11 protein-coding genes are annotated in these 14,513 nt (G+C 35.1%); 8 read left to right on the forward strand and 3 right to left on the reverse strand.

Going from position 1 to position 14,513, the window contains the following annotated elements; genetic code table 11:
- Window positions 1–7 precede the first annotated feature (7 nt).
- Window positions 8–1,630, forward strand: coding sequence for a DUF2813 domain-containing protein (locus AC5LWZ_RS10540; protein WP_493463665.1), 1,623 nt, complete (start codon window positions 8–10; stop codon window positions 1,628–1,630).
- Between the two features lie 71 nt (window positions 1,631–1,701).
- Here AC5LWZ_RS10540 and ettA read toward each other — a convergent pair whose 3' ends face one another.
- Window positions 1,702–3,369, reverse strand: coding sequence for an energy-dependent translational throttle protein EttA (gene ettA, locus AC5LWZ_RS10545; RefSeq protein ID WP_086320926.1), 1,668 nt, complete (start codon window positions 3,367–3,369; stop codon window positions 1,702–1,704).
- Between the two features lie 231 nt (window positions 3,370–3,600).
- On the opposite strand from ettA, the gene AC5LWZ_RS10550 reads away from it, so the two are divergent.
- The gene (locus AC5LWZ_RS10550; protein ID WP_493463666.1) at window positions 3,601–4,470 is read left to right on the forward strand and encodes a hypothetical protein; all 870 of its coding nucleotides are present in this window, start codon (window positions 3,601–3,603) and stop codon (window positions 4,468–4,470) included.
- A gap of 56 nt (window positions 4,471–4,526) precedes the next feature.
- Here AC5LWZ_RS10550 and nfsB read toward each other — a convergent pair whose 3' ends face one another.
- Complete coding sequence (gene nfsB, locus AC5LWZ_RS10555) at window positions 4,527–5,171, reverse strand: oxygen-insensitive NAD(P)H nitroreductase (RefSeq protein ID WP_493457101.1); 645 nt, start codon at window positions 5,169–5,171, stop codon at window positions 4,527–4,529.
- Window positions 5,172–5,540: 369 nt separating this feature from the next.
- Between nfsB and AC5LWZ_RS10560 the strand changes: the two genes are divergently transcribed.
- From AC5LWZ_RS10560 to AC5LWZ_RS10585, 6 genes are all read left to right on the forward strand, one after another.
- Window positions 5,541–7,187 (forward strand): hypothetical protein, encoded by a 1,647-nt coding sequence (locus tag AC5LWZ_RS10560; protein ID WP_110447231.1) that lies wholly within the window; start codon window positions 5,541–5,543, stop codon window positions 7,185–7,187.
- A 283-nt stretch (window positions 7,188–7,470) separates the two neighbouring features.
- Complete coding sequence (gene leuA, locus AC5LWZ_RS10565) at window positions 7,471–9,018, forward strand: 2-isopropylmalate synthase (RefSeq protein ID WP_198200776.1); 1,548 nt, start codon at window positions 7,471–7,473, stop codon at window positions 9,016–9,018.
- Between the two features lie 69 nt (window positions 9,019–9,087).
- A complete protein-coding gene (leuB, locus tag AC5LWZ_RS10570; RefSeq protein ID WP_086363822.1) occupies window positions 9,088–10,167 on the forward strand; it encodes a 3-isopropylmalate dehydrogenase in 1,080 nt (359 codons plus the stop codon).
- Between the two features lie 65 nt (window positions 10,168–10,232).
- Entirely contained in the window at window positions 10,233–11,642 is a 1,410-nt protein-coding gene (leuC, locus tag AC5LWZ_RS10575) for a 3-isopropylmalate dehydratase large subunit (RefSeq protein WP_086363823.1), read from the forward strand.
- Window positions 11,643–11,652: 10 nt separating this feature from the next.
- A complete protein-coding gene (leuD, locus tag AC5LWZ_RS10580; RefSeq protein ID WP_493463667.1) occupies window positions 11,653–12,255 on the forward strand; it encodes a 3-isopropylmalate dehydratase small subunit in 603 nt (200 codons plus the stop codon).
- 39 nt (window positions 12,256–12,294) lie between these two features.
- Entirely contained in the window at window positions 12,295–13,059 is a 765-nt protein-coding gene (locus tag AC5LWZ_RS10585; RefSeq protein ID WP_493463668.1) for a class I SAM-dependent methyltransferase, read from the forward strand.
- Between the two features lie 38 nt (window positions 13,060–13,097).
- Here the strand turns inward: AC5LWZ_RS10585 and AC5LWZ_RS10590 are convergent, their stop codons facing one another.
- Window positions 13,098–14,513 (reverse strand): RNA polymerase factor sigma-54, encoded by a 1,416-nt coding sequence (locus tag AC5LWZ_RS10590; protein WP_493464203.1) that lies wholly within the window; start codon window positions 14,511–14,513, stop codon window positions 13,098–13,100.

A 14,513-nucleotide genomic window follows, 5' to 3' on the forward strand; every position in this document is an offset into this window, starting at 1 on the left:
AAATGACATGTTTATTGAACAAATTGATATCAAAGGGTTTAGGGGGATTAAGCAACTTTCATTAAAGCTTAATGCTAAATCTAGTGTACTTATTGGTGAAAACCAATGGGGTAAGTCGAGTTTAATCAGTGCATTAAAATTGCTAACCCTAGATAATAAATTTTATCAATTTGTTAATTCAGATTTCTATTATGATAAGGATGATGGTAATCACATCTCAATAAATGTTGTTTATTGTGAATCTTATGCAACTCAATTAACTGAACAAGCTTATCAGCCTTTGACAGCAGTTAGTTATCGCTCACCAGCAGATAATCTATATCGAATTACGTACCAGATTAATGCCCAAAAAAATGGTGATACTATTATCACTGAACATAATTTGTTGAATGAACATGGCGAAAGGTTAAATCTAGATAATCCAAAATTATTAATCGCTATTCTGATTAACTTAAATCCAGTCATGCCGCTTAAAAATTCAGTGAATGCTAAGGATTTACCTGTCACAAATGAACCTTTATCACAATACTTTATTGAACAACTATCTGATCAATTAAAAGCACACTCGGCACAATTAAGTCAAGATGAGCTTAATCGTGGCTTACAAGCTGCTCGTTCGTTATTAGAATACTATTTTGTTGATTCTCAAAAACGATTTAACTATAAACAATTAGTACAAAAAAGTAATCCAAAAACTGAAGATTGGAATTCGCTCGAACGAATCAATAATGTATTAGATGATTTAGATAATGATTATCTTCGTACCGCACTTTTAGGTATATTTGGTTCGATTGTTAATGCTAAAGGGGATAATCCTCTCTCTCATAGTTCAGTGCCAATTTTAGTTTTAGAAGAACCAGAAAGTCAGTTACATCCAATTATTTTATCGGTTGGCTTCCGACTGTTAAAAAATTTACCTACCCAAAAAATCATTACCTCTAACTCAAGTGATTTAGTTTCTCTGTTTCCATTAGAGAGTATTAACCGATTGATCCGCCAACCCGATCAAATTGTGAGTAAGTACATTGCGCCTCATTCATTAAGTGTTGGCGATAGCCGACGTATTTTGTTCCATGTTCTTTATCGACGCCCTACTGCGCTATTTGCCCGTTGTTGGTTGCTGGTTGAAGGTGAGACTGAAGTATGGTTACTCAGAGAGCTTGCCGAACAAAGTGGCTATCATCTAAGTTCAGAGGGGATCCAATTGTTAGAATTTGCACAATGTGGTTTAAAACCATTAATTCACTATGCCAACAAAATGGGGATCCGCTGGTATGTCATTACTGATGGTGATATGGCAGGGAAAAAATATGCTGAGACGGTACAATCACAATGTGCAACCGGCGAAAATTTAAATGACTATATCACCGTATTACCAGCCCGTGACATTGAAAATTTTCTATTTAAACATGGGTTTAGTCACGTATATAAATTAGCTGCTTATAATACCGTTGCTCATATTGATATGTCGGTACCAAAAATTATTCAAAAAGCGATCCACAAAAGTTCTAAACCAGATTTAGCGATTGCCGTTTGTGATGATGCAAAAGCTCGTGGTATTACAGCCATTCCTAGATTATTAACCGATACCTTCGCTAAGTTAGTTAAAACATCAAAATCATTGCTTTAAAAGTTGATTATATGGCTATGATAAGACAATCCGCCGATAATATCGGCGGTAGATAAAATGGAACTTAAAAGCTACTTGCTAATTCGTTTATATTTAGCTCGTTTAGGTTCAAGCGCCTCTGCCCCTAAGGTACGTTTTTTCCACTCTTCATATTCAGTAAAGTTACCTTCGAAGAACTCAACATGCCCTTCGTCTTGATAATCTAAAATATGAGTAGCAATACGGTCAAGGAACCAGCGGTCATGCGAGATGACTAATGCACAGCCCGGAAACTCTAATAACGCATTTTCAAGCGCACGCAAGGTTTCGACATCAAGATCATTAGTCGGTTCATCAAGTAATAGTACATTACCACCAACTTGTAATAATTTAGCTAAATGTACACGCCCGCGTTCACCACCAGACAGCTCACCAACACGTTTTTGCTGATCAACGCCTTTGAAATTAAAGCGTCCAACATAGGCACGACTTGGGATCTCAAAATTACCAATACGCATAATATCTTGGCCATTGGAAATTTCATCCCAAACGGTTTTTTTATCATCCATGCTGTCACGGAACTGATCAACAGAGGCTAGTTGTACTGTGTCACCTAAAGTGATCGTACCGGAGTCCGGTTGCTCTTTACCTGATAACATTCTAAATAGCGTCGATTTACCAGCACCATTAGGCCCAATAATACCCACAATGGCTCCTTTCGGTATGCTAAAAGAAAGATTATCAATTAATACGCGATCGCCATATGATTTAGTTAAATTAGCCACCTCAATGACTTTGTCACCTAAACGTTGCCCAGGTGGGATAAAGAGTTCATTAGTTTCATTACGTTTTTGGTAATCATTGCTATTTAATTCTTCAAAACGTGCCAAACGAGCTTTACTTTTTGCTTGACGACCTTTTGGATTTTGGCGTACCCACTCCAATTCTTTTTCAATTGATTTACGACGAGCCGATTCGGTTGCCGCTTCTTGAGCTAATCGCTGATCTTTTTGTTCAAGCCAAGATGAGTAGTTACCTTCCCATGGAATACCTTCACCACGGTCTAACTCTAAAATCCAACCAGCAACATTGTCTAAGAAATAACGGTCATGGGTAACTGCAACTACGGTTCCTTCATAATCATGTAAAAAGCGTTCTAACCAAGCAACAGATTCTGCATCCAAATGGTTGGTTGGTTCATCAATTAATAACATGTCAGGTTTCTCAAGTAATAATTGACAAATTGCAACACGACGTCGTTCACCACCGGATAAGTTCTCAATCTTAGCATCCCAATCTGGTAGGCGTAAGGCATCAGCTGCACGCTCTAATTGGTTATCAAGATTGTGGGCATCTTGCGATTGAATTATTGCTTCAAGCTCGGCTTGTTCTTTCGCTAATTTATCAAAATCGGCATCAGGATCGGCATAAGCGGCATAGACTTCATCTAAGCGGGCCAATGCGTTTTTAGCATCACCAACAGCCTGTTCAATTGCTTCACGTACAGTTTGTTTAGGGTCAAGCTTAGGTTCTTGAGGTAAATAACCGATTTTAATGCCTGGTTGAGGACGAGCTTCACCTTCAATCTCGGTATCTACTCCAGCCATAATTCGTAGTAATGTAGACTTACCGGCTCCATTTAAACCGAGAACACCAATTTTAGCTCCCGGAAAAAAACTTAAAGAAATATCTTTTAAAATATAGCGTTTAGGAGGAACAATCTTCCCCACGCGGTTCATGGTATAGACATATTGCGCCATAAAACATTATCCGTTTAATTAATTAAAACTAGCAAAAAGTAATGCTATGTGATTGATGGCCTATATTGTAATGATTCTAGCTGTATGGTCTAGGGTTATTTATGAATTATGTTATAAATGTAGAAAAACTATCAACTAACATATAATTCAATATTCAATTAATATATGATTGTTTACTGGATAATCTGTATAAGCATACTAAATAATTTATAAAAATTCGTAAGGAATAAAATGGAAAAACAAACTGTAATTATTGAATATTATGTTAATACCCAGTATTGGTTAGATGCTTATTATGCAAAATATGGCGTATTAGACCATGAGTTTGCACAAAAATTGAATGATTCAACACCAGATAATATGCGATACTTTACTATGTCGTTTAATAATGAAAAATTAGTCATTTTTAATAAAGATAAAAATGAAATCAACACTTTCTACTATCAAGATTTATATTGCATTAATAAAACTAAAGACGGCTATTTATTTTTTATCAATAATCAAGATTTTTATTTTGTTAGTCAACAGTCTTTCAAATCAAATGAACTAGAAATTATTCATGATTTTTTATGTGATTATTTAGGAAAAAATTTAGAAACACAAATAGCAAAGATAGACACCTATGAAATGGATATTAATAGAATCTATTATTGTTTTTATTATTTACTATTTAAAAAATCTATAATGGCCCCTATTTATATACTTGTAATGTTTTTACCATGCTATTTTTTAATAAAAGATTCTAGCCATGCATTATTTTTCGTTTGTATTACAATTATATATTCAATTGCAATCTACTTCAGTATCAAACCTGGTTTAAAATGTTCAGCTGAAAATTGGTGTAAGACAAGTAATAAAATTTTTATTTATTCAAAGGTCATTTTTTATGAAGATAGATTTACAATGACAAGTAAAACCCAATTAAGCACCACAGTTATAAAGTATGATCAATTACACAAAATAAGAAAAATAAAAAAAGGTTATCTGTTTATTATAAATTGTAATAGTGGTTATCTATTTTATAACGAGGATTTTACATCCCAACAACGACAAGTTCTTGAAGATAAACTAATGCAATATAATAATTTTTATTTAAAATAACACTCGTAAACTTACCCCACTGTTCATCTGGTGGGATAAGTTATAGCGGTAATTTGTTATAAAAAAGTGAAGATTTGTTCTTCTGGTAAACGTGATTTTGGACGATGGGCATTACCATCATTTTCAGAACGATAACCTAATGTTGCAATAACTAGGCTTTTTAGCCCCTTTTGTTTTAAGTTTAAAATTTCATCCACTTTTTCACAATCAAAGCCTTCCACTGCGGTAGAATCAACACCAATAGCAGCAGCGGCAAAAAGTAATTGTCCTAATGCTAAATAAGTTTGTTTACCTTCCCAACTCTGTTGTGACTCAATTGTCTTACTATTTTTAGTGACAAAGAAACGTCTTGACTCATCCTGAGTTTGTTTTAGTTCGGATGATGGTAATCTGCCATCTTTCTCTTCTTGGTTAAGCAAATTAACTAAATGGGCATCTTCTAAAGGTGATTTAATACAAAATAAAATAGTATGAGATGAATCGGTTACTCGTGGCTGATTAAATTCAGCTATAGCTGGTAAAATTTTATTTTTAGCTGCATCATTATCAATAATATAAAAATGCCAAGGTTGTGAATTAACTGAAGATGGACTGTTTCTTAAAACTGTAAGTAATTGTTCTATTTTTTCTTTGGGAATTTTTTTACTTTTATCATAATGTTTGGTGGTATAACGTTTTTGAGAAATTTCGACAATGTTCATCTTTTGACCCCATCTTATTAATTGTGAGTAAATAATAGTTAGTATGAATTTTAAATTTGATTAATCAGATATCTTAGTCAAAATTACGATCTAAATGCTTATAGAAATATAGCACCAATCAAATTTAATTAGTAGCAACTTAGTTATCATAATTGAATATTATTATATAGAAATATTTTTTACTTAAACAATTCATCGTTGCTAAAAGATACAAACCATTTTAGTTTTTTTAAGAATATAATTTAAACAAAATAAACGATGAAATCATTTACATTAACAAAAATTAATATTATTATAATATAAGTGCTTAATAAGCATATTCGTTTAAAAGCAATGCAATGGAAAATGCGCTAATTAGAAGACGTTATCATGGATAGAAAATACGTTATTTTTACGAGTAAAGCTGTAGCAATAAAATTATACATACTTGTTATTATACTATGTCTATTCTATAGCATCCCTGTTCTCGCATTAAATGAAGTAACCGCTTCTAATATAAATGGTAATTCACCCTATATTACAATAAATCAAGATAGATCTCCTTCCGATATAATTGATTTACTCTGGATAGCAGTAAAAAAAGACGATAACCAAACGCAAATAGCACCGTCCACTAATGAACAAGGACCAGTTGAAGATCCAAATTTAATCTATTATCGCCCTGATTTTAACTCTTCCCCTGATGAATTAATCGACTTGCCTAGTTCTATTGACACATTTGATAAAATTATCACGTTGGTATCTGATTATAAAAAGGAACAAGAAGAGCTCGAAACAATTTTAACTGACAAACAATATTTTGAAGATAATGATGGTGATGATGGATTTAAAGCAACAGGGACGTTCAAAATTGAGATTAAAGATAGTGACAATAAGGCTGTTAAATTAAGTGATAAATTAGATGATTGCGTTGGCTTTTATGCTGTAACTTTAACTACCTCAGATTCAGAACTTTCAACCACTTATGGTTTACCTAATAATAAAAACTATCCTAGTGCTAGCAAAACTTACTATGTTAGATCATTAAGTGGTGGCTTACCCCATGTTTGTTGGTTACAACCTTCATTAGAAAAAGGTTATCCTCCCTATTCCTATACACAGCAAGAATATGATGATTATTTCAATGAATGGCCACGTTATAAAGACCAAACCACAGTTTGGTCGCCAACTAAAGGGTTTAAGCCGGCCGAAAAACACTTAGAACGCCCTTGGGCAAATTTTCCAACTACCGCTGCAGATAAATTATATTTTAATGTTGTGTTATCAGGTGCAAAATGGCAGGATGTGAGTTATACAAAAAGTCGAGAAAGTCAGGCTGTTGGATTAAAATTAAGCGGTAAAAACAATATACTTAGGGTTGAGTTTAGTGGTCCAACTTTTAGTGAAAAACCTGACGATGCCATTCTTGATGAATTATGGGATCTGGGGTTTTCATTAAAAGTAGGTAATAGGGTTATTTATAGTTTTGAATTAGAGTATTGGTTTTTTATCTCTACTGACACTGTCAAAGGCTTGAAATATGCTAATCAATATTGTCAGTGTAAAGGGGGAATCGCTATGTATCCTACAGAAAGATATGAGGCAACCAATGCTCTTTATCACACCGAAATTGACGAAGAAAATAATAGAAATAATTATATCCGTACAACCGAAACTCTCTTAGGTGAATGGGGTAATACAATTAATGAAGTTTACCCTAGTGATGATTTAGGTAATGTGATGTCAAATATGGTCTGGACATCGAGTAGAGTTTACGATGATGATTACAACAATTTAATTAGAAAAAGTCATAAAGTTAAACCAAAATTACGTATTACTGGTGACGATGACGACGATGATGATTGGGATGATGATGGCTGGGATGACGATGACGATGACGATGACGAATGCAAGGGGGAACCACGTGATTACGACCCCTACTATACACATTTTTACGCACTTGATCTCAATGATGGTAGTATTAAAAAGATGCCAAAAGAAACCGAAGGCTTAAGAGTAATTTGTGTATCTGATTAATATTTGATTTAATCAATATTTATTATTGACATTAAGTTTTTTTTTTGATAGAAATAGTATCAATATTTATACATAACACAATAATTGAGAAGTTAATGATTAAATGTACTAACCTCCTACTCAGCCTCCTCCTCGCATTAGTGTGCGCGGATAGCTTGTGTGTGGAGTAAAAGTGATTTAATAATTGACTCAACAAATTTACAAGAACCCGCGCTAAAGTGCGGGTTTTTTGTTTTCTTAACTTGAAATACCGGGATAGCGCTAAAATATAAAGGAAATAACAATGAGCGATCAAATTATTATTTTTGACACAACATTACGTGATGGTGAACAGGCGTTACAAGCAAGTTTGAGTGTTAAAGAAAAACTACAAATAGCTTTAGCATTAGAAAGAATGCAAGTAGATGTAATGGAAGTCGGTTTTCCAATCTCATCTCCAGGTGATTTTGAATCAGTACAAACTATTGCTAAAACCATTAAAAATAGTCGTGTTTGTGCATTATCTCGTTGTATTGATAAAGACATTGATGTAGCAGCTGAAGCTTTAAAAGTAGCCGATCAATTTCGTATTCATACTTTTATGGCAACATCAACGTTACATGTTAAAGACAAATTAAAAATGACATTTGATGATGTCGTTGAACAGGCAGTGCACTGTGTTAAACGTGCACGTAATTATACAGATGATGTGGAGTTTTCTTGTGAAGATGCAGGCCGTACCCCAATTGATAACTTATGTAGGATTGTTGAAGCAGCAATTCAAGCAGGGGCAACCACGATCAATATACCGGATACTGTCGGTTATACTGTCCCTTATCAATTTGGTGGCATTATTCATACCTTATTTGAACGTGTCCCGAACATTGATAAAGCGATTATCTCTGTTCATTGCCATGATGACTTGGGCATGTCGGTGGCTAACTCGATTAGCGCGATTCAAGAAGGTGCCAGGCAGATTGAAGGGGCGATGAATGGTTTAGGTGAACGAGCTGGTAATACGGCTTTAGAAGAGGTTATTATGGCGATTAAAGTCCGCCAAAATATCTTAAACGTTCACACAAATATTAATCATCAAGAGATCTATCGTACCAGTCAAATCGTCAGCCAAATTACTAACACACCAATACCCTCTAATAAGGCGGTAATTGGTAGTAATGCTTTTGCTCACTCATCAGGAATTCATCAAGATGGAGTGCTAAAAAATCGTGAAACCTATGAAATAATGACCCCTGAATCAATCGGCTTAAATCAAATTCAACTAAATTTAACCTCACGCTCAGGCCGAGCAGCGGTAAAACATCGCTTAGCTGAATTAGGTTATCAAGATAATGATTATAATTTAGATCAAGTTTACCAAGCCTTTTTAGAACTTGCCGATAAAAAAGGCCAAGTTTTCGATTATGATTTAGAAGCATTGATTTTTATTAATCAACTAAAAGATGATGAAGAGCATTATGTATTGGATTATTTTAATGTACAATCTGGCTCTACTGTCGTTTCAACAGCTTCAGTTAGTTTGATCATCGGCGATCAAAAATATTCAGATGCAGCAACAGGTAATGGCCCTGTTGATGCTGTTTATCAAGCGATAAATCGTATTACTGGCGAACCTATTTCAATTGTGAAATACCAATTAGCATCTAAAGGACAGGGTGAAAATGCCTTGGGTCAAGTCGATATCGTTGCCGAATATAAAGGACGTAAATTCCATGGAGTTGGGCTTGCTACCGACATTGTTCATTCATCAGCATTAGCATTAATTAATGTGTTAAATAATGTTTATAGAGCAAATCAGGTTGCAGAACAAAAACAGAAATTGCAGCAAGACTAAAAAGTAAACATTGTTTCGTTACTTAATAACGAAATACTTAAAATATAATTAGATTGTTAAGGAATAGATATGTCACAAAATTACCATATTGCAGTATTACCTGGTGACGGTATAGGCCCAGAAGTGATGAAACAAGCCTATAAAGTGTTAGATGTTATTCGACAAAAATATAACCTAGCCATTACAACTAGTGAATATGATGTAGGTGGTGCTGCAATTGATATTCATGGTTGCCCGCTACCAAAAGAAACACTAGAAGGATGTGAAAAAGCCGATGCTATCTTATTTGGTTCAGTTGGCGGTCCAAAATGGACAAATTTACCACCAGACCAACAACCTGAACGCGGTGCTCTACTGCCATTACGCAAACATTTTAAATTATTTGCCAATATGCGCCCTGCTAGTTTATATCAAGGTTTAGAAGAATTATGTCCGTTACGTGAAGATATTGCTAAGCGTGGCTTTGATATTTTATGTATGCGCGAGTTAACTGGTGGTATCTATTTCGGTTTGCCAAAAGGTCGTGAAGGAACAGGTCCACAAGAGCGTGCTTTTGATACTGAAGTTTATCACCGCTTTGAAATTGAACGAATTGCCCGTATGGGATTTGAAGCAGCCAAAATCCGTCGTAAAAAAGTAACGTCTGTAGATAAAGCAAATGTTCTACAAACTTCCATTTTGTGGCGTGAAGTTGTAAGTGAAGTAGCTAAACAATACCCTGATGTCACATTAGAGCATATGTATATTGATAATGCCACTATGCAATTAGTGAAAGATCCTGCACAATTTGATGTATTACTTTGTTCTAACTTATTTGGTGATATCTTATCAGATGAATGCGCCATGATTACTGGCTCAATGGGAATGTTACCTTCTGCTAGTTTAAATGAAGATGGCTTTGGTTTATATGAACCCGCTGGTGGTAGTGCACCAGATATTGCAGGTAAAAATATTGCTAATCCTGCTGCACAAATTTTATCATTAGCACTATTAGTCCGTTATAGTTTAAAACGTGATGATATTGCTAAAGCCATTGAAAATGCAGTTAATAAAGCTTTAGAACAAGGTACTCGTACTATTGATCTTGCTCGTGGTGGTAGTTATGTTTCTACCGATGAAATGGGCGATACCATTTGTCGTTTAATTTAATTTTTAAAGTAAGGGTTAATATATCTTATTAACCCTTTTGCAAGAATATTAAAGGAATATAAGCAATGTCTACAAAACCAAAAACATTGTATCAAAAATTATACGATGCACATGTTGTCTATGAAGCACCTAATGAAACGCCTATTTTGTATATTGATCGCCATTTAGTCCATGAAGTTACTTCTCCACAAGCATTCGATGGCTTACGAGCAATGAATCGTAAAGTTCGTCAACCACACAAAACATTTGCTACTATGGATCACAATACTTCAACGAAAAGCAATGATTTAAGTGCTTGTAGTGAAATGGCGCGAATCCAATTAACTGAATTAGCCAAGAATGCAGAAGAATTTGGTGTATCTTTATATGGGTTACAAAGTCCATTACGCGGTATTGTTCATGTTGTTGGTCCAGAACAAGGGATGACATTACCTGGTATGACCATTGTTTGTGGTGATTCTCATACAGCAACACATGGTGCTTTTGGCGCATTAGCTTTTGGTATTGGGACATCGGAAGTTGAACATGTTTTAGCCACTCAAACGTTGAAACAAGGTCGAGCTAAAACAATGAAAATTGAAGTCAAAGGTAAAGTAGCTGATGGTATTACCGCAAAAGATATTATCTTAGCGATCATTGGTAAAACAACCAGTGCAGGTGGTACTGGTCATGTAGTTGAGTTTTGTGGAGAAGCAATAACTTCTTTATCAATGGAAGGCCGAATGACATTATGTAATATGGCAATTGAAATGGGGGCTAAAGCTGGATTAGTTGCACCAGATGAAACCACTTTTGAATATTTAAAAGGACGACAATTCTCTCCTAAAGGCGATGACTTTGAGCAAGCTGTCGCCTATTGGAAAACTTTAAAAACCGATGAAGGTGCACACTTTGATACCATTGTTACTTTGGAAGGTAAAGATATTGCGCCACAAGTAACTTGGGGTACTAACCCAGGCCAAGTAACTGCTATTGATTCTCAAGTACCAAATCCTCAAGATTTTTCCGATCCAATTGAAAAACATTCTGCTGAAAGAGCTTTGGCTTATATGGGATTAACAGCCGGTACCAAAATGTCAGATATCAAGATCAATAAAGTATTTATTGGATCATGTACTAATTCCCGTATTGAAGATCTTCGCGCCGCAGCTGAAGTTGCTAAAGGTCGTAAAGTTGCCGATGGTGTTCAGGCCCTTGTCGTACCAGGTTCAGGTCCAGTAAGAGAACAAGCTGAAGCGGAAGGATTAGATAAAATTTTTATCGATGCTGGATTTGAGTGGCGTTTACCAGGATGTTCAATGTGTTTAGCGATGAATGATGATAAATTAGCTCCAGGTGATCGCTGTGCATCTACCAGTAATCGTAATTTTGAAGGTCGACAAGGTCGTGATGCAAGAACACATCTCGTCAGCCCTGCAATGGCAGCCGCAGCAGCCATTACTGGTCATTTTACTGATATTCGCAAACCATTTTAAGGAGGCTGTCATGGCAAAATTTACAACACATACAGGATTAGTCGTTCCTTTAGATGCAGCGAACGTTGATACCGATGCAATTATTCCTAAACAATTTTTACAAAAAGTTACTCGTACTGGATTTGGACAACATGCGTTTCATGAATGGCGATTTTTAGATGATGCCGGTAAACAACCTAATCCTGAATTTGTACTAAATAAACCACGATATGTAGGCGCGAGTATTTTATTAGCTCGTGAAAACTTTGGTTGTGGCTCATCTCGAGAACATGCTCCGTGGGCATTAACTGACTATGGATTTAAAACTATTATTGGCTCTAGCTTTGCTGATATTTTTTATAATAACTCATTCAATAATCAACTATTATTAGTTAACTTGTCTGAAGAAGAAGTTGATGAGTTATTTAAACTTGTTGAAGCAAATGAAGGAATTGAGTTCACTATTGATTTAGTTAACGAAGTCGTGATCGCTGGTGACAAACAATATTCATTTAAAATTGATGCCTTCAAACGCCACTGTTTATTAAATGGTTTAGACAATATTGGCTTAACCCTGCAACATGAAGATGCTATCAGCTCTTTTGAGCATAAAATTCCTACATTCTTAAATTAATTTATTTAGGCGCGCAAGCGCCTTGTATAGGAATAATTAATGACAACCCATCACGATAAAGTAAATCAACAGTTCGGCCAGCAAGCTAACGCCTACTTAACCAGTAAAGTTCATGCTCAAGGTGCTGATCTTGAATATCTAGCCAGTTTTTTAACTAATTATCCTAATGCTGAATTTTTAGATATGGGATGTGGAGCAGGCCATGTCAGTTTTATTGCAGCAAAACAGGTTAAACACGTAACAGCTTACGATCTATCAGAGCAAATGTTAGCGGTGGTTGAACAAACTGCGAATGAACGTAACTTAAAAAATATTACCACCGTACAAGGTTATGCTGAACATCAACCATTTGACGATAACTATTTTGATCTTGTCGTCAGCCGTTATTCTGCCCATCATTGGCAGGATGTGGGTAAAAGTTTGCGTGAATTACATCGGATCACCAAACCAAATGGTAAATTAATTATTATGGATGTCGTTTCTCCTGGTCAACCTATTTTAGATATTTGGTTACAAACAGTTGAAGCACTACGTGATACATCCCACGTACGCGACTATACGCCTGGCGAATGGCTGACATTTTTAAGCGAAGCTGGATTTACTATTGATAAGATTCAACGCCATCGTTTACCCTTGACTTTTGATAGTTGGATAAAACGTATGCGTACACCGAATAATTTAGTGGATGCGATAAGAACTTATCAAATAAGTGCATCTCAAGATACAAAATCTTACTTCGAATTACAATCAGATGGATCTTTTACCTCTGATATGATGACTATCGAAACACAAAAAGTGATTTAAAAATTAATAGTAAAATAATCGAAAACAGCCAATTATTATCAAAGCTGTTTTCGTTGATTTGACGGTGGTATCGATAAAGATTCACGATATTTAGCAACCGTTCGACGGGCAATAATAATCCCTTGATTTTCTAAAATTGAAACTAGTTTACTATCACTTAAAGGTTTTTTAGCATCTTCTTCAGAAATATATTTTTTAATTAAAGCCCGAATTGCTGTCGATGATGCTTCACCACCAGATTCAGTATTAACATGGCTAGAGAAAAAGAATTTCAACTCAAATATACCATTAGGGCATTGTAAATATTTTTGCGTTGTAACGCGTGAAATTGTTGATTCATGCATATCAATCGCCATAGCAACATCTGACAAAATCATTGGTTTCATATATTCAGCACCATTTTCAAAAAATTCTTGTTGGTGCTCAACAATAAATTGACTCACTTTTAATAGTGTCTCATTACGATTTTCGACACTTTTAATAAACCAATTTGCATCTTGCAAATGCGCGCGAATGTATTGGCTATCATTTTCATTACTAATTTTTTCCATTGCCGCATATTGTTGATTAATGCGCAGTGTCGGAACGGTATCGCTGTTTAATTCAGCTATCCATTTCCCATCCATCTTTTTTACCACAAGATCAGGAATAACATAATCCGGAGGTAAGGTATTGACCGAATCACCAGGATAAGGTTGTAAATGCTGGATAAAATTAATGGCTTCTTTTAACTGTTCGTCCGTAGCATTTAAGCGTTTTTTCAATGTTCGATAATCATGATTTGCTAATAAATCTAAATAGTTATCAATAATCTGTTTAACTAATACTGGCGGAGTTAAATGCTGAGTTTGAATAGATAGACATTCTTGTAAAGATCTCGCTCCAACACCGATTGGATCAAAATGCCAAATTCGCTTTAAAACTGCCTCAACCTCATCAAGTTCAATTTGACTATTGCCTTGTTCTTCTAGAATTTCTTCAGTTGAAACGGTTAGATAACCTCTGTCATCAATAGCTTCAATAATCGAAACAGCAATTGCACGATCAATGTCACTAAATGGTGTTAAATCTAATTGCCATTTTAAGTAATCATGCAATGTTTCATGTGTTTCACCTTGATAGATTGGTAACTCATCATTACGATAATCTGAGTGAGTTCCTGAGGGAGTACCAGCTGTGTAAATATCATCTAATGAGGCATCTAATGGAATATCCTCGGGGATTTCTTGGCTATCTAATGCTTCACGAGTATCAATATTTTCGTTTAGTTCATCTTGTTCAACATTAATTTCATCATACTGTTCAGCAATCTCTAATAATGGATTGTTTTCGAGTACAGTTTGAATTTCTTGACGTAATTCTAAAGTCGACAATTGCAACAATCGAATAGCTAATTGTAATTGTGGCGTCATTGACAACTGTTGCGAAACCTTCAGTTGTAAGCCTTGTTTCAT

This window comes from Gilliamella sp. LMG 34362, from assembly GCF_984569125.1.

Bases quoted from the DNA above. Each gene is read 5' to 3' on its own strand.
- AC5LWZ_RS10540 (WP_493463665.1), top strand. From the start codon at position 8: ATGTTTATTGAACAAATTGATATCAAAGGGTTTAGGGGGATTAAGCAA.
- ettA (WP_086320926.1), bottom strand. From the start codon at position 3,369: ATGGCGCAATATGTCTATACCATGAACCGCGTGGGGAAGATTGTTCCT.
- AC5LWZ_RS10550 (WP_493463666.1), top strand. From the start codon at position 3,601: ATGGAAAAACAAACTGTAATTATTGAATATTATGTTAATACCCAGTAT.
- nfsB (WP_493457101.1), bottom strand. From the start codon at position 5,171: ATGAACATTGTCGAAATTTCTCAAAAACGTTATACCACCAAACATTAT.
- AC5LWZ_RS10560 (WP_110447231.1), top strand. From the start codon at position 5,541: ATGGATAGAAAATACGTTATTTTTACGAGTAAAGCTGTAGCAATAAAA.
- leuA (WP_198200776.1), top strand. From the start codon at position 7,471: ATGAGCGATCAAATTATTATTTTTGACACAACATTACGTGATGGTGAA.
- leuB (WP_086363822.1), top strand. From the start codon at position 9,088: ATGTCACAAAATTACCATATTGCAGTATTACCTGGTGACGGTATAGGC.
- leuC (WP_086363823.1), top strand. From the start codon at position 10,233: ATGTCTACAAAACCAAAAACATTGTATCAAAAATTATACGATGCACAT.
- leuD (WP_493463667.1), top strand. From the start codon at position 11,653: ATGGCAAAATTTACAACACATACAGGATTAGTCGTTCCTTTAGATGCA.
- AC5LWZ_RS10585 (WP_493463668.1), top strand. From the start codon at position 12,295: ATGACAACCCATCACGATAAAGTAAATCAACAGTTCGGCCAGCAAGCT.
- AC5LWZ_RS10590 (WP_493464203.1), bottom strand. From the start codon at position 14,513: ATGAAACAAGGCTTACAACTGAAGGTTTCGCAACAGTTGTCAATGACG.